The 15,830-nt window shown below is 30.8% G+C and carries 14 protein-coding genes and 2 tRNA genes; 7 read left to right on the forward strand and 9 right to left on the reverse strand.

What is annotated here, in order from left to right; all coding sequences use genetic code 11:
- From OM075_RS09265 to OM075_RS09280, 4 genes are all read right to left on the reverse strand, one after another.
- Positions 1-1,155 (reverse strand): glycosyltransferase family 4 protein, encoded by a 1,155-nt coding sequence (locus OM075_RS09265; protein WP_301190220.1) that lies wholly within the window; start codon positions 1,153-1,155, stop codon positions 1-3.
- A 79-nt stretch (positions 1,156-1,234) separates the two neighbouring features.
- Positions 1,235-2,734, reverse strand: a complete 1,500-nt coding sequence (locus OM075_RS09270; RefSeq protein ID WP_301190221.1) for a lipopolysaccharide biosynthesis protein — start codon at positions 2,732-2,734, stop codon at positions 1,235-1,237.
- A 680-nt stretch (positions 2,735-3,414) separates the two neighbouring features.
- On the reverse strand, positions 3,415-4,401 hold the full coding sequence (locus OM075_RS09275) for an acyltransferase family protein (RefSeq protein ID WP_301190222.1): 987 nt from the start codon (positions 4,399-4,401) through the stop codon (positions 3,415-3,417).
- Between the two features lie 17 nt (positions 4,402-4,418).
- A complete protein-coding gene (locus OM075_RS09280; protein ID WP_301190223.1) occupies positions 4,419-5,351 on the reverse strand; it encodes a glycosyltransferase family 8 protein in 933 nt (310 codons plus the stop codon).
- Between the two features lie 977 nt (positions 5,352-6,328).
- On the opposite strand from OM075_RS09280, the gene OM075_RS09285 reads away from it, so the two are divergent.
- A complete protein-coding gene (locus tag OM075_RS09285) occupies positions 6,329-6,805 on the forward strand; it encodes a low molecular weight protein-tyrosine-phosphatase (protein ID WP_301190224.1) in 477 nt (158 codons plus the stop codon).
- A complete protein-coding gene (locus OM075_RS09290) occupies positions 6,798-7,658 on the forward strand; it encodes a fructosamine kinase family protein (protein ID WP_301190225.1) in 861 nt (286 codons plus the stop codon). The genes OM075_RS09285 and OM075_RS09290 overlap by 8 nt, the downstream gene beginning before the upstream one ends.
- A gap of 39 nt (positions 7,659-7,697) precedes the next feature.
- Here the strand turns inward: OM075_RS09290 and OM075_RS09295 are convergent, their stop codons facing one another.
- Positions 7,698-8,396 carry a cytidylate kinase-like family protein gene (locus OM075_RS09295; RefSeq protein ID WP_301190226.1) on the reverse strand — a complete coding sequence of 233 codons (699 nt, stop codon included), beginning with the start codon at positions 8,394-8,396 and terminating at the stop codon, positions 7,698-7,700.
- A gap of 353 nt (positions 8,397-8,749) precedes the next feature.
- On the opposite strand from OM075_RS09295, the gene OM075_RS09300 reads away from it, so the two are divergent.
- On the forward strand, positions 8,750-9,010 hold the full coding sequence (locus OM075_RS09300) for a hypothetical protein (protein ID WP_301190227.1): 261 nt from the start codon (positions 8,750-8,752) through the stop codon (positions 9,008-9,010).
- A 1-nt stretch (position 9,011) separates the two neighbouring features.
- Here the strand turns inward: OM075_RS09300 and OM075_RS09305 are convergent, their stop codons facing one another.
- The 3 genes from OM075_RS09305 to OM075_RS09315 form a co-directional block, all read right to left on the reverse strand.
- The gene (locus OM075_RS09305) at positions 9,012-9,503 is read right to left on the reverse strand and encodes a flavodoxin (RefSeq protein WP_301190228.1); all 492 of its coding nucleotides are present in this window, start codon (positions 9,501-9,503) and stop codon (positions 9,012-9,014) included.
- A gap of 66 nt (positions 9,504-9,569) precedes the next feature.
- The gene (locus OM075_RS09310; protein WP_301190229.1) at positions 9,570-10,211 is read right to left on the reverse strand and encodes an O-methyltransferase; all 642 of its coding nucleotides are present in this window, start codon (positions 10,209-10,211) and stop codon (positions 9,570-9,572) included.
- Between the two features lie 9 nt (positions 10,212-10,220).
- Positions 10,221-11,441, reverse strand: coding sequence for a M16 family metallopeptidase (locus OM075_RS09315; RefSeq protein WP_301190230.1), 1,221 nt, complete (start codon positions 11,439-11,441; stop codon positions 10,221-10,223).
- 188 nt (positions 11,442-11,629) lie between these two features.
- Between OM075_RS09315 and OM075_RS09320 the strand changes: the two genes are divergently transcribed.
- Positions 11,630-11,702 (forward strand) — tRNA-Phe (locus OM075_RS09320).
- Positions 11,703-11,740: 38 nt separating this feature from the next.
- Positions 11,741-11,813 (forward strand) — tRNA-Phe (locus tag OM075_RS09325).
- Positions 11,814-11,872: 59 nt separating this feature from the next.
- Here OM075_RS09325 and OM075_RS09330 read toward each other — a convergent pair.
- Positions 11,873-13,366, reverse strand: coding sequence for a PAS domain-containing sensor histidine kinase (locus OM075_RS09330; RefSeq protein WP_301190231.1), 1,494 nt, complete (start codon positions 13,364-13,366; stop codon positions 11,873-11,875).
- 234 nt (positions 13,367-13,600) lie between these two features.
- Between OM075_RS09330 and gpmI the strand changes: the two genes are divergently transcribed.
- Complete coding sequence (gpmI, locus tag OM075_RS09335; protein WP_301190232.1) at positions 13,601-15,130, forward strand: 2,3-bisphosphoglycerate-independent phosphoglycerate mutase; 1,530 nt, start codon at positions 13,601-13,603, stop codon at positions 15,128-15,130.
- Between the two features lie 83 nt (positions 15,131-15,213).
- Positions 15,214-15,795 (forward strand): DUF3109 family protein, encoded by a 582-nt coding sequence (locus OM075_RS09340; RefSeq protein ID WP_301190233.1) that lies wholly within the window; start codon positions 15,214-15,216, stop codon positions 15,793-15,795.
- Positions 15,796-15,830 lie beyond the last annotated feature (35 nt).

Below are 15,830 nucleotides of genomic sequence, written 5' to 3' on the forward strand. Positions count from 1 at the left end.
TTAAACGCTCTCCTTCAATAGCAACTTTACTTTTTGAGACCAAATATCCCAGTTTAGTTTTGTGTTGTATAACTCTTTGGCTCCTTTGCTAAGAGTGTCGAGTTCATTTTTTTCAATTATTTCAATTATTTTATTTGAGAAATCATTTCCTGTCGAATCCAGAGATAACATATAACCATTGATACCATTCACAATATAGTTGGGTGTACCTCCTGTCTCATAGCTTATTGCAGGTAATCCAAAACCAGCAGCTTCACAGAGAGCAATACTCGAACATTCAGCTTTGCTTGGAAATAAAAATACATCCATTTTACTGATCAATTCAACGTATTTTTTGTATTCATCAGGGTTATCTTTATCATAAAAACCATATCCTTTGATACTGGAGTAATTGCAGTATTTATCAGGTATTTTCATACCTACAATATGTAATGTAGTGTTGTATCCTTTTTTATTTAGCTCAAGGCAACATTCTGCTGCTACATCTCCTCCTTTTCTACTCCATAAAACGCCTACTAATAATAGATTAATTTCATTTTTTTGTTTAATCTTATCATTTAATAGTAACGGATGAGACGGTAAATACTCGTCTTCGATGTTTGCACCAAATTCAATTACTTTTAATTTTGAAGTTTCAATTTTGTAATCTGAAATTACAGCCTTTTTTGCCCATTCTGAAGATAGGATACACGTTTTTGACCTTTTAAAAGCCTTTTTGCTAATCCAATTTCCAGTTATTTCGTTCCATTTTAAAAGATTAGTGTTTTCCGGATAATAATTTATTAAGGCACTAAATGGAGCATCAGACAAATAAATTATCGGAGTTTTTGTTGTAGGTAAAGAAGCTACAATAACTGCATATCCAGAAACAAAAATTGCGTCATATTTATCAAAGTTGATTTTTTTTAATTTTTTTGAATATAATCGCTTTGCATATAAAGTGTCTCCCATACATAACGGTTTATTTAAAAACCGAGGTAAATTTAACCAGAATTTAACCAGAATTTTTCCTAAGAAATCATTTTGGTTTGCAGCACTAATGAATGTAGTATCAGGAAAAACCGTTTTGATACTCATATATGATTTATATATTGTACCTGACCAGGTTTTCTTGTTATTTTCATTTTCCGAAATCGATACAAATGCAATTTTCATAATGTATAATATATTTTATAAGATTCGGGGAATCATAAAAATGTTATCTAAAAGAATAGGTAAAAACAATAATATCAGCTTATTTTTTGATATGAAGTATAGTAAATACTTTGTTTGTTACTATTTTCTTAACCTCTGGATTAAGTGCAAAAAAATACATAATTGTGATTGTGGAAATAACAGAGCTTGAGCAAACTACGAGAAAACGTATAAGGCTTTCTTCTATTATTCTGTGAATAAGAAATGGAATAATAAATGTTAAAATAATTAAAAAGGTATTCTTTAGAAATATCTTTACGAAATATTTCCGAGCAGGAAAACCTGTATAATGAGATAAAATTTTAAGATTAATTAAAAAATGAATAAGAGCTGGAATTGAAGTGACAAAGTATACTACAGGAGGATACCACCCTAGTTTTAATACAATATAAACTAATGGTAAAGTCATAAAATAGAATGGTATCGCGTAGATATTCATTTCTTTTACCCGACCGGTAGCTACTATACCGGAATCAACCATGCTGTTAGAGTAAACTATGATATCGCAAATAGCACTTATCTTAATGAACTCAGCTGTATATTGAGGTACTTCTGAAAGCCATAATTTAAGAACATAATCAATTTCAAGCAAGACTGGAACCAAGAAAATGGACATCAGAAAAATAGTATATTGGGAAATATTGAAAATAAGTTTCTCGAAATTAATTTTATCACCTTCCCCATAGTATTTTACAAGTTGAGGATTTGCAGCAATAAGAAAACCTCCAATAAATTGTTTAATAGTGAATGATACCGTGTTTGCGAGTCCTCTTGCTGCATTCATTACAGTATTAAAAAATAAATTAAGAAGTATACTCATTCCCTGATCGTTAACCGCAACAGTTAAGTGTCCTAATGTAGTCCAACCAGAAAAATGAAGCATTTCTCTTAGAAGTAATTTATCTACACGTAATGACAATCCACATTCTTCGAATTTTCTGATGCAATAAATACGATATATGATTAGGCTACTAGTGTTTACTCCCAACAATAATGCTGAATAAATAATTAATTTATCACCTGGAATAGTGACTAATAGATATAATATAATAAGTTTAGCAACAGCATCATAGATGCTCATATAGGCATACATATTAAAATGTTCATGCGCAGTTACCGCTGCTCGATAGGGAGTTTGAGTAATTCCTAAAACGGTTGTAATTACTGCAAATTGGAATACCCAATTAGCTGCATGTATACGGTCTGGTTCAATGTTTAATTTGTGGTTTAGAAACCATATACCTAATGTTTCTAATACAATAAAAACCAATAAACTAATGGATAAATGTATGACGAATGATGTAGAAAAAGTCTTTTTTATCTTTTCTATTTCTCCTTTACCAAGACTGAGTGCAAAAAAACGATTTGTTCCGGAAGCAAGTATGCTATCAAGAACTACAAACATAGAAACGAACCCTCCAACTACATTCTGAACACCGTAATCTGAAGCACCTAGTTTCTCTAATACTACACGTGTAGTTATAAAACTTAAGGCCATGGTTACTAGCATACGAACATACAGATAAACTGTGTTTTTCATAATGCGTTTGTTATTTTCTTGCATAGAAAAGAATACTAATGAAATGTATAATACTAATAAAAAATTGTAGTTCTGGGTTTCTTTTATTTAAATCTTACCTATAACAAAATATAGCGATTGTAACTAACATATAAAACTATGCGCTTTTTTTGTATACAAACGGGTGCTTTAATCGAAATAATTGTTCATCTTGCCAAGGAATATTTTTGCAAGATATTTGTTTTGATCGTGTACCTTTCGTACAACTATGCATATATAGCAAATTGGCAATGATGTTATTAGAAGTACAACTGTTCCGGCTATTATATTTTACTTACCACTAATATTTACATCAGAGGTTCTATGTTTAGGTAATGCACCAGAAAGTAATGTATTGGTTACTTAACCTATTATTTAGTGCTCACCAAATAGAAACATGGCAATATACGACCAAAATTATGTCCAAGCCTTTTAGCTGATCTATGTATGGAAATTTTTTTTATCATAATGTTAGTTTTTAAGTGTAGTGATATGATTATCAACTAGATTGAATATATTAATACGATTGAGTATATTCCTTGTTTATTTATTTAAGCCTTGTTATTGTGTGGTTTGTAAAAGAAAGAGAGTCTCTAAGTTTATAGTTAACTACCAACAAACATACATATGAACTGTTTGTATTATGATGGGTTATTTGTATTTTAATTATCTACTTTACCCAGAAATATCCTTGAAAGATATTTGTTTTGTTTTAAAAGTTGTTCTGCTAGAATACACACTAGACATATTGAGGAAGATATCACTATTAGTAAAGCAGCTTCTGCTAAAATATTTCTACTTTCTACTAATATTTTCATTATAGACTCTATGTGTATGTAATCTATTAAGAAATAATGCATTACATAAATACTTAGGGTGCTTTGTCCTATATAGGAAAGCTTATCTGTGATCCAATTGTGAGAAGTTGATAGCTTATAGAAAAAGCTAAAAATAATTATAACAATGAAAAATGCAAGGATCATATTTTTATTAGCGAAATCTATGTCATAAATTGAAAATCCGAATATAACAGCTAATGCAAACACAAATAAAAGATTTGATGTAAACAACTTCTGTGTTAGATCATACTTTTTTATAATTACGCCTGCCATGAAAAAAGGAAGATTGTTAATCCAGTATAAGTATCCTAGGAAATTATTAACAGTATCAGAGATGAAATGATAACCAATTTTTAATGCAATAAATGCAATTAGTAAGAAAATGAGATCTACTATAATTTTTTTCTTGATGTTTATTAATGCAGAAAGGCTATCGAACAACACTTGGAAGATATAAAATTCGAATAGGATCCACAAAAACCAATATCCATCTTTGTTAAAATCAAGCAAGAAATCTAAATAGGAATTACCAGTACTTAACTCTCTAAATACACCCCATGCAAAAAATGGTATAAGAATAACCTGTAATTTTTTTAAAAGATATTTTGTTTTTTCAGTCCAGTTTTTTTGATATTGAAGACTAACTACCAATCCTGAAAGTAAAAAGAATAAAGACATTCTAAATAGAGAAATATATTTGTTACAAACTCCAATGTTATCTCCACTAAATTTAGAAACGTGACCAAATACTACTAAAATTATGTCTAAGCCTTTTAGCTGATCTATATATGGTAATCTTAATTTTTTCAAAATGTTATTTCTTAAATTTACTTCGTCAAGTAATCCTCATATTGTAAAATACCAATACGATTGAGAAAGTCCTTGATTTGTTTGTTGAACCGCTGACGAAGTGTAAGTTGTTCAAAAAAAGGAAACTTTTTAATATTACCCCAGGCTGTAAGTTTAAGGTAACGAAGATATTGATATCCTAGAGGGTGATTACAATCGCGAAACCAAGGCTTTATGGGGCATGCAAAATGTATTATGCCAGGATTTTGTTTTGCCTCTTTTAGTTGAGGAAGATACTTATCAAAAATCATTGGTACTCTGCGAAAATAAAATGTGGTTATATTCCAACGAATTGGCAAACATTTTATTTTATTTTTAAAATACATCGCAATTACATCCTGCTCATTTTGAATTTTAGAAGCGACATTACGAGTAAAGTCGAAAATAGGTTGTTTATATTCCATTTCTCGCCATACTTTCAAATCACATACCAGAACTCCTGAGTTAATATATAGATCTTCAGGTATTAATCCTAGACGAGGTTTGTAATCCATACAGTCTGGTATATCTTCAGCTGCGGCCAAAACATGGCCGTTTAAATCAATATTGTAAAGAGGAGCAATATCAGCATTAATAATCATATCAACATCCAGAAACAAACAACGGTCTTCATCATCCGGCAATACATTTGGCATGTAGAGTTTTAAATACATAATAGTATGCCATTGTCCTACAGGTAAGTCAATAATGTTATCTGTATTAATTTGTTTTATTATAAATTCTGAACTGTATAAATTACAAAGATCTTCTAGCTTTTCTTTAGAATCATTGGTAATTCCAGTTGTTAAAAAGTATATATGAAAAATTTTATCTTTATTAGTTTCAAATAAGGAACATAACATTACTGCTGTATGTTGTACATAACCTTCGTCGCTTACGCAAACTATATTATAGATATTGCTATTGATCATGATTTCATGAAATCTATTATTGTACACTTACTAAAATATATTCCACGCTTCGCCCTTTCAGTCCCACCTAAATTGATGCTGTTTATAGGAAATACCTGAAATACATCAAGTATCATATTGAACATAGAATATATTAACAGTATCGTATTATATTCTGGTGTGTAAAAATAAAAGAAAAGTAGTTGGAGTAATTTTGTACTTGACAAAATGCATCTTTTACTTGATGTATGTATCATATTTCGCAAGTAGACCTGATGTATTTGTGGTAATAATTAAAAAAAATATGTTTTTCCGATTTTGTAGCTACTTACTTTGAGAATAAGTGGAGTCTATTTTTGTTTTTTGGGGAAAAAATAATGGTCGCTAATGAATTACATTGTCAAGAGTTAATAATTCATCAGAATAAAGGAGTAAAACGCGAATGTGATGATTTATTTATTGAGTAATGGTTGACTAAATTGATTGGTCAAGTTAGATTTTATTAGTTTAATTGAGTAAAGGGTGATTTTTGACAAAGTTTTAGTGTAAAAGTATATATTATTGTTATTGTATTTCTCTCTTTCACCACAATAAAATTAGGTTAAACAAAGCGTCTTGATTCTTATTAAATAATGATTTTTAGGAATTTTAAAAGTTAACTGTTTGTATGGAATAAAAGAAAAATTAATTTTTTATGAAACAACAGTATATTACTTCTGGCAAAATAAAAAAAACAATAGTTTTAGAAAGTCTATTAGTTATCATGATATTTAAAATAAGAATATTAGGGATGAATATTTTTATTAATAGATAATATCTCAGAAGGGAAAAAGACTCGGTTCGTAATTAGATATATGCAAGAATTAGGGTTAAAAATATGTAAAGAGTAATATAAAGAAAGTATTTCCAGATAAAATAATTTTGGATTAAGAAATGGTTTATGGTAAATCATTAAAATTAATAATTATATATTGCCTTAAAATAAGTTTTAAATAGCAATGAATAAAAAGAGTATTTTATTTGTCTGTCTAGGCAATATTTGTCGTTCTCCAAGTGCAGAGGCTGTAATGAAGGCTTTAGTGAAAGAAAAAGGGTTACAGAGTCAATATTATATAGATTCTGCTGGCATTACTGGATTTCATGCTGGAGAACCTGCTGATTCACGTATGAAGCAACATGCATTAAGACGAAACTATCATTTAACAAGTAGTAGCCGCCCGGTGGACCCTAAAATTGATTTTGAGGAGTTTGATTATATTATTGGAATGGATGATCAAAATATAAGGGATTTGAATAATCTTGCAAAAACGGATCAAGATAGATCTAAGATTAGTAAAATGACAGATTATTGTACAAGGTTTGTGCATGACTCTGTACCTGATCCATATTATGGAGGAGCTTCGGGTTTTGAGCTTGTTTTAGACTTATTGGAAGATGCCTGTGAAGGATTGATCAATAAATTGGAGAATGAGTAATAGAATTCTAAAAATAATATCTGAATTTTTAGGTGAAAGAATTATTTCATCACAATCTATTGGAGGAGGATGTATTGCTCAATCAGGGAAGGTAATAACAGACAAGGGCAATTTATATTTTCTTAAGCAAGGGTATGATAATGGGATGTTTGAATGTGAAGCCAATGGTTTGAAAGAAATCGCCAAGGCAGATTGCATAGAAACCCCTAACGTTATTCTTGTTGATAAAGATTTTTTGCTATTAGAATTAATACCGCAAGGTGTTAAGAATTTTCGATCAATGAAGGAGTTTGGGAAGGATTTAGCAAGGATGCACCAATTTACTTCAAATATGTATGGATTTATGGAAGATAATTTTATTGGAACATCAATTCAATATAATTCATATTCGTCAAACTGGACAGAATTCTACTTTCAGAACAGATTACTTTTTCAGTATAGATTATCTGAAGCTAATGGAAATGTAACAAAAGAGTTTAAAAATCTCTTTTTGAAGATAGAATCTGAAATAAGTAATATATTGGATGGGAGTGAAGATACTGCTTCTTTACTACATGGAGATTTGTGGGCAGGTAACTATATGATAAATAATGAAGGAAATGCTGTTTTAATTGATCCAGCTGTTTATTATGGAAATAGAGAAGCCGATTTGGCTATGACTAAATTATTTGGTGGTTTTAATGAAGAATTTTATGAAGCTTATAATAATGAATATCCATTGACAAAAGATTACAAGTATCGCGAAAATATTTATCTATTATATCATGTCATGAATCATTACAATTTATTTGGCAATAGTTACTATGGGCAAATGATTGATTTAATGAATAGTTATATAAAGAAAGGGAACTAAACTTAGTTCCCCTCTAATTAATGTAATATACATAGTGGTTTAAATAAAACCTCTCGTTTCAGCTATGATAACTATAAGTTCCACAATTTCATCATCTGTCATTTCTCTACAGTTAAAACAAGCATCATAGAATTCTACATCAGGTACATCTTTTTCAAAATAATGCCTGAATTGAGCTCTACGTCTGTCCATTTCCATTGCTTCCTTTTTCGCTTCAGATATAGTTTTACCATAAGTATTGCTAATGATTTCAGCTCTCCATTCCAAAGGGGCCATTAGTTTTACATGAAACGACTTTTTAAAATTTTTAGTAATCGCCTCTGCAGCTCTACCAACAATAACAACATTTCCTTCACTGGCCGCTGTATATATAAAATTAGCAATCGTATTATTGATCTTTACATCTCCGGGATAGTAGGTGTCTGAGAAAAATAATGCCAGATTATCAAAGAAGGTTCTGTTTTTATATTCAGAAAGATCTTTTATTAATTGAGGCGATAATTTTAACTCGCGTGCAGATTCATCAATAATTTCTTTACTGAGCCATCTCCATTCTTTATTACTGTCTTGTCTTTTTAATTTTTCAGTAAGAACTTCGGATAAATATTTCGCAATTCTTTTACCTGGGCATCCATATTCGCGAGATATGGTTATAACTGGACCTTCGGATTGCGCGGCTATAGGATTGTCGGTTTTTCCTACCCTTTCTCGCATATATTTTAAGAATACATTTTCCATATAATGTGCTTTAGGTTATTTTATCAAAATATAGCAAGAAAATATTATATGAACAAGGAAATAGGAGAGAAGTATGGGCATAAAAAAAGGATAGACCTTTGTCTATCCTTAACCCTTAAAATCAGTCTTGTTAAATCTAAATCTATGAAAAAAAATCTACATTACAAATGTACGGTAAATATCATCTAAATTTATTCAATTAAAGTTAAAGCTTGTTAATAGCTTGATTTTCTGTTTTATTGAAAATTTATAAATGATTTATAAAGTCAAATAAATTAACCTTTTGCAAAGAATGCTTTCTTTTATTCAATCTAATTTTACTACTTTTGAGCTCTATTACATCAGGATATTTAATGGCTAAGAAATCAGGAAAGAAAAGCAACCTTCCAATGGATGGAGTTTCTCGTATAAATTCTCTTAAAAGAAATCATCGAACGGCATTTATGCTGAATGATAAAGAAAAAGAGGCGATCGAATCTTATTGTAAAAAAAATAAGATAAGAAATAAATCGAAATTTATGAGAGAAACTCTTTTAAGAACTGTTATGGATCATTTTCTAGAAGATTATCCTACCTTATTTGATAAAAAAGATATGGATAAAATTCGCATCTAAATTATATATTTAATGTTTTAACCCACTCCTGTAGCCTGTAGTCTGTTAAGTCAGGTTCGTTATCTTCATCTAAAGCCAAACCAACAAAACTATCCTCTACTACTGCTAATGATTCTGAAAAGTCATAAGAGTCGGTTGGCCATTTACCTACAAACTTACATCCTTTATCTTTAATAAGATCGTATAGTTTACCCATTCCATTACAAAATGTATCCGGATATGTATACTGATCACCTAATCCGAAGAGCGCAATTTTCTTATTATTAAGATCTGATTCTATTAGCGTATTTACAAATATTTCAAAATCATCTTGTAAACCACCTACACCCCACGTAGAGGTGCCCAAAATTAGAAAATCACAATTTTCAATGTCTGATTGATCCGCTTTTTCAACTGCGATTAATTTAGAATCAGGTATTAAGTCATATAGTTTTTCTGCAACAAATCGTGTGTTGCCAACTGATGAGCCATAGAATATACCTATTTTATTCATAGTATTATTTTATTTCGTTATGAGTATTAAAAACACTCAGATTTATGGATAGTTCAAAGGTTTGATCTATTTCTTTCGGATAACAAAGATTCCATCTCTAAAAGGAAAAATTACTTTTTCAACACGCTGATCTTCTTTTACCATTTGATTAAACTCCAAAATTCCCTGAGTGTATAGATCATTCGGGTGTACTGGTTCGATAATTTTACCATCCCATAAAATGTTATCTGCTAAAATGTATCCTCCAGGATTTAAAATGTCAAAAACTTGTTTGTAATAATTGGGATATTGCCTTTTATCACCATCCATAAAAATTAAATCATACTTTTTATTTAGGGTAGGGATCACATCAAGGGCATCTCCAAGGTGAATTTTTATTTTTTTATTAACTCCGGCTTTATCAAAGAATGACTGTGTAAACGGAATAATCTCATCATCAATTTCAATTGTGTCAATTGTTGTTTCTTCAGATGTACTTTGTGCCATACAAATACTAGAGTAGCCTGTATATGTTCCAATTTCCAAAATACTTTTGGGTTGAATCATCTGACATAGCATTTTTAATATTTGGCCTTGCAAATGACCAGAAAGCATCCTGGGTCTTAATACATGTAAATGAGTTTTTCTGTTTAGCTCGTATAATATTGAATCCTCAGGATCAATATGATCAAGTATATAATTTTCTAATTCTATTGATGGGTTATTCATAACAGTGTACTACAAATAAATTAGTTGCGATAAATTATCCGGATTAAAAGTTTCGTTTGCTATATCAAGTAAATCAGAAGATGTAAGCTGATCGATCTTATGGTATACTTCAGTCAAAGAATCTACTTTATTATACAAAAGATGACTCTTTCCGATGTTTAACATTAAGTTTTCTCTATTTTCTGACGATATCGCAATTTGACCCTTTAATTGTCTTTTAGCTTTGTGAAGCTGCATACTTCCTAGTTCCTGAGTGCGAAGCTTGTTCAATTCATTAAAAACTATTTTAAGACTTTTTTCAACATTTTTTCGGTCTGTACCCCAATAGATTGAGAATACACCAGTTCCGTATAATGGTGTATAAGATGATTCAATATTATATGCAATACCTCTTTTTTCGCGAAGGCACATATTTAATCGGCTATTCATCCCTGGTCCGCCTAATAAATTATTTAGAAGATGTAAACCAAGTCTTTTCGGATGATTATAATCATAAGCTGTACTGCCAATGATAATATGACTTTGATAGGTATCTTTATCCGTTTTTATAATAGATGGTTTTGAAGCTGGTATATCTTCTCGTTTGCAAACTCTTCTGTTTTCTGGTATATCTCCGAAATATTTTTCAGCAAGCTTTATAACTTTCTTGAAGCTTTGACTACCTACCGAGCAAAATACAATCTGATCTGTATGGTAGTTTTTATTAATAAATTTAAGAATATCGTTTTTAGTAAACTTCTTTAATCTCTTTGCTTCCCCTAAGATGTTTCTACCGATAGGATGATTAGGATATAAAAGTTCTTCAAAATCATCAAATATTAATTCAGCGGGAGAGTCTTTATATGAATTTATCTCGTCGATGATTACTTCTTTTTCTTTTTCAAGTTCTTTTTCCGGAAAAATGGAATGAAATGAGATATCCGCAATCAATTCCATTGATCTTTCATAGTCTTCTTTTAAAAAAGATGCATAAATACATGTTTCTTCTTTAGTTGTATAGGCATTTAATTCACCACCCACATCTTCTAATCTACTCAAAACATGAAAGGCTTTTCGTTTTTTTGTGCCTTTAAATATGACGTGCTCGATAAAATGAGCCATTCCATGTTCCTCTTCCTCTTCGTCTCTGGAACCGGCATTAATTATAATACCACAATATCCAACTTCTGATTTTTCAGACTTGTGAATAATTCGAATTCCGTTTTTTAATGTATATGTATTAAATTCCATGAAAAATTTATTGGAGTGCAAAAGTACTAAAGAACAACGTATTTCAGTAATGATGCAAAAAAAATAATACAGTTTTTTTTTCAAATAGTTTTGCAGTAAAAAATCTTTGTGTATATTTGCACCGCCTTACAGAAAAAGGGTCACTGTTAAAAGAAACAGTGAAGAGCAAAAGACTGAAAAAATATGATGGTACCATAGCTCAGTAGGTAGAGCAATGGACTGAAAATCCATGTGTCCCTGGTTCGATCCCAGGTGGTACCACATTCATAATATTGTATTTAAATACAGCCTCATTAAGGGGTACCATAGCTCAGTAGGTAGAGCAATGGACTGAAAATCCATGTGTCCCTGGTTCGATCCCAGGTGGTACCACTCAAAAAGATCAAAAGATTTATTCTTTTGATCTTTTTTTGTTTTAAACTATTCCAATTTTACTTTGGAATAGAAAAATAGAAAGAGGATCCTTTATTTACTTCTGATTCCACCCACATTTCACCATTTAAAATTGAGACCAGTTTTTTACATATTGAAAGTCCCAGGCCTGTTCCTTTGTTCGTAGAATTATTATGTTTTGCCTGAGTAAACCGATCGAATATCTTAGGTAAATATTGAGCATCAATACCAATTCCACTGTCTTTTATTTCAAAAATTACTTCGTGCAGATTTGTTTGTATAATGATTTCAACAGTTCCGTTTGAAGTAAATTTAAGACTGTTATTTATGAGGTTGGTAAGTATTTGTTGAATTTTAGATCTGTCGCTAAATATTTCCAGAACATTAGTATTTGGTGTATGTATTAAAATGCGGTTATTGCTTTGTTGTGCCATTGGAGCAAAAAAGCTCTTGATTGTATTCAGTAATTCAATAAGGTTAAAGTGCGATTTTGTAATTTCAATTTGGCCTGTTTCAATTTTTGATATTTCCAGAACATCATTAATAATATCCAGTAATTGTTGACCACTTGATAATATCAGGTTTAGGTATTCTTCTTTTTGTTGTGGAGTTAAGCTTTGATTTTTCAGAAGTTCAGAAAATCCGATAATCCCATTCATTGGAGTTCTGATTTCATGACTCATATTTGCCAAAAATGATGACTTTAAACGATCGCTCTCTTTGGCTTTTTCTATAGCAATTTGGAGTTCGTTATTTCTTTCCCTTAATTCATTCTCCGCTTTTTTTCTATCCCTTAAATCTCTTATAATTGCAAGGTAATGATGCTCATCTGGTTTTTTTGAGTTCATTTCTATTGGAATTACTTCCCCATTTTTACCAATAATATCTCTTTCCAGAATTACAGACTGACCAACATCAACCAAATCAAAACGCATCGGTTTACCTTTTATTGATTCGGGCGTAAATATTTTAGATATATGTTGATTAATAATTTCATCTTTACTAAAGCCTGTTATATTTAAAAAGCTTTGGTTTGCTTCAATTATTTCACCTTTTTTATTTCCAATTAAAATTCCATCTCCGGCATTCTCAAATATTGTTTTGTATTTAGCTTCACTTGATTTTAGTTTTTCAACTGTATTTTTAAAGTCAGTTACATCTCTTATTGAAAGAATTTTAACGTGTTTTTCATTGTAGAAATGACTTTTACTAATGACTTCAGCAAAGAATGAGCTACCATCTTTTCTAACAACTTCAACTTCATAAGGCTGCCCGGTGGTGTTTTCAAGTCGTTGAATCGCAAAATCTCTGTATTGTGGTTTTGTAATATTGGGAGCATAAAATCCCATAAGTTCATCGTGTGAGTAGCCCAACATTTGGCAACCTTTGGTATTTGCTTCAATGCAATAACCATTTTCAATTACAAAAACTCCTTCAAAAGTAGTTTCCGATATGGCAATGTATTTTTCTTGAACAAGCTTAAGCTCTTCAGTGATATTGTTTATGTTTTTGTTGTTGGATGATGCTCTCATGTATTTATTTATTCTTCTTATAAAACCAAACGCAATTTAAAATGTTTATGTAACGAATTAAAGCTTTAGAATTATTTTTAAAGATTGTTATAATTTATTTGGAGGTTGATAAGTTAATTTAAATTAAGTAAACAGCTTAATGCTTTGTTTTTAGCTTATAATTAGATATTTTTGCGCCTCGATTCAAACTACTTTAGCGGATACAGAATATAAATATATAATAATATAATAGCCATGGATAAGAAAACAATTCTTGTTATTTTGGATGGATGGGGATTTGGAGACAAATCAAAATCAGATGTAATTTCAACAGTAGAAACACCTTATTGGGATAGCTTAATTGCTAAGTATCCTAATTCAAAATTAAATGCTTCCGGAGAATATGTAGGTTTACCTGACGGACAGATGGGTAACTCAGAAGTAGGTCACTTAAATATTGGTGCCGGTAGAGTTGTATACCAGGATTTAGTAAAAATTAATCGTGCTTGTGCAGATGGTTCAATTGCTAAAAACCCTGAATTAGAGAAAGCATATAATTATGCAAAAGAAAATAACAAGAAAGTTCACTTGTTAGGTTTAATGTCACAAGGTGGAGTTCACAGTTCTCAAGAGCATATTCATACTTTATTAAGCGTTGCTAAAGACTATGGTTTGAGCGATGTTTTTGTTCATGCTTTCATGGATGGACGTGATACTGACCCTAAGAGCGGTAAAGGTTTTATGACTGAGTTATTGGCTCACATGGATAAATCTGTTGGTAAAGTAGCTACTGTTACTGGTCGTTATTATGCAATGGATAGAGATAAACGATGGGAGCGTGTTAAAATTGCATATGATGCAATGGTAGCTGGAGTAGGTGAAGAATCTACAACCGATATTTTAGCTGCTATTCAAAATTCATATGATGCAAATGTAACAGATGAGTTTATTAAACCTATTGTTCAGGTTGATGCAGAAGGAAATCCAGTTGCAAAAATTGAAGAAGGAGACGTTATTGTATTCTTCAACTTCCGTAATGACAGAGCAAAAGAGTTAACAATTGTATTAACTCAACAAGATATGCCAGAAGAAGGAATGAAAACTATTCCTTTACATTATTGCACAATGACTCCTTATGATGCTACTTTTAAGGGTATGCATATTTTATTCGATAAGGATAATGTACAAAATACAATTGGTGAAGTTGTTGCAAATGCAGGATTGAAACAGTTAAGAATTGCTGAAACAGAAAAGTATGCACACGTAACATTCTTCTTCTCAGGAGGTCGTGAAGCTGTTTTTGAAGGAGAAGATCGTATTCTTGTAAATTCACCTAAGGTTGCTACATACGATTTACAACCAGAGATGAGTGCTTATGAAGTAAAAGACAAAGTGATTGCAGAATTAAACAATAAAAAATACGACTTTATTGCTTTAAACTTTGCAAACGGTGATATGGTTGGACATACTGGTGTTTACGAAGCAATTGAAAAAGCTGTGAAAGCAGTAGATGAGTGTGTTGAAGGTGTTATTGAAGCAGCAAAAGCAAATGGATACGAAGCAATTATTATTGCTGACCACGGAAATGCTGATAATGCAGTAAATGCTGATGGTTCTCCAAATACAGCTCACTCATTAAATCCAGTTCCTTTTGTTTGGGTAACTGAGCGTGAAGGTGAAGTTAAAGATGGAGTTTTAGCAGATGTTGCACCGTCAATTTTAAAATTAATGGGAGTTGCTCAACCTGAAGATATGACAGGTGAGTGCTTAATTGATTTAAAATAATAATATAGAATAATATACAATATAAAGCAGTAATTCATATGAATTGCTGCTTTGTTTATTTCAGAAAGAATTTTATTTGCGGAATGATTCAAATTGATGATAAAATTATAAGTCTTGAACTTTTTCAAGAAAAATTTATTTGCAACATAGCTAAATGCAAAGGTATTTGTTGTGTAGAGGGTGATTCTGGAGCTCCATTAACAGAGGATGAAGCCAAAGAATTGGAAGAAATCTATCCGAAAATAAAGCATTTGTTGTCGGAAGACTCCATTAAGGTTATTGAAGAAGAAGGAACATCTGTAATAGATTTTGAGGATGAATTAGTAACGCCAATAGTTAATGGACAAGAATGTGTTTATACTTATTTTGATTCAAAAGGAACAGTACATTGTGCTATAGAAATGGCTTGGAAACAGGGCGAAGTGAATTTTAGAAAGCCAATTTCTTGCCATTTATATCCAATCAGAACAAAAAAATTAACGCAGGGTGAGGCTTTAAATTATGATGTTTGGCCAATTTGTGCTGATGCATGTATTTTAGGTGAAGAAAAAGGTGTTTCTGTTTATCAGTTTCTTAAAGAGCCATTAATCAGAAAATATGGTGAAGCTTTTTATCATGAAATGGAAGAGTCTGAAAAAATTCTTAGAGAAAGAGGTATGTTATAATTGATTCTTATAAGGATTAATTACTAAATAAAAGA

The sequence above is a fragment of the Plebeiibacterium sediminum genome, assembly GCF_026013605.1.
Lineage (GTDB): Bacteria > Bacteroidota > Bacteroidia > Bacteroidales > Marinilabiliaceae > Saccharicrinis > Saccharicrinis sediminus.

What these genes read in the sequence shown, in the direction of transcription:
- OM075_RS09265 (WP_301190220.1), bottom strand. Translation starts at nt 1,155, where the DNA reads ATGAAAATTGCATTTGTATCGATTTCGGAAAATGAAAATAACAAGAAA.
- OM075_RS09270 (WP_301190221.1), bottom strand. Translation starts at nt 2,734, where the DNA reads ATGAAAAACACAGTTTATCTGTATGTTCGTATGCTAGTAACCATGGCC.
- OM075_RS09280 (WP_301190223.1), bottom strand. Translation starts at nt 5,351, where the DNA reads ATGATCAATAGCAATATCTATAATATAGTTTGCGTAAGCGACGAAGGT.
- OM075_RS09285 (WP_301190224.1), top strand. Translation starts at nt 6,329, where the DNA reads ATGAATAAAAAGAGTATTTTATTTGTCTGTCTAGGCAATATTTGTCGT.
- OM075_RS09290 (WP_301190225.1), top strand. Translation starts at nt 6,798, where the DNA reads ATGAGTAATAGAATTCTAAAAATAATATCTGAATTTTTAGGTGAAAGA.
- OM075_RS09295 (WP_301190226.1), bottom strand. Translation starts at nt 8,396, where the DNA reads ATGGAAAATGTATTCTTAAAATATATGCGAGAAAGGGTAGGAAAAACC.
- OM075_RS09300 (WP_301190227.1), top strand. Translation starts at nt 8,750, where the DNA reads ATGGCTAAGAAATCAGGAAAGAAAAGCAACCTTCCAATGGATGGAGTT.
- OM075_RS09305 (WP_301190228.1), bottom strand. Translation starts at nt 9,503, where the DNA reads ATGAATAAAATAGGTATATTCTATGGCTCATCAGTTGGCAACACACGA.
- OM075_RS09310 (WP_301190229.1), bottom strand. Translation starts at nt 10,211, where the DNA reads ATGAATAACCCATCAATAGAATTAGAAAATTATATACTTGATCATATT.
- OM075_RS09315 (WP_301190230.1), bottom strand. Translation starts at nt 11,441, where the DNA reads ATGGAATTTAATACATATACATTAAAAAACGGAATTCGAATTATTCAC.
- OM075_RS09330 (WP_301190231.1), bottom strand. Translation starts at nt 13,366, where the DNA reads ATGAGAGCATCATCCAACAACAAAAACATAAACAATATCACTGAAGAG.
- gpmI (WP_301190232.1), top strand. Translation starts at nt 13,601, where the DNA reads ATGGATAAGAAAACAATTCTTGTTATTTTGGATGGATGGGGATTTGGA.
- OM075_RS09340 (WP_301190233.1), top strand. Translation starts at nt 15,214, where the DNA reads ATGATTCAAATTGATGATAAAATTATAAGTCTTGAACTTTTTCAAGAA.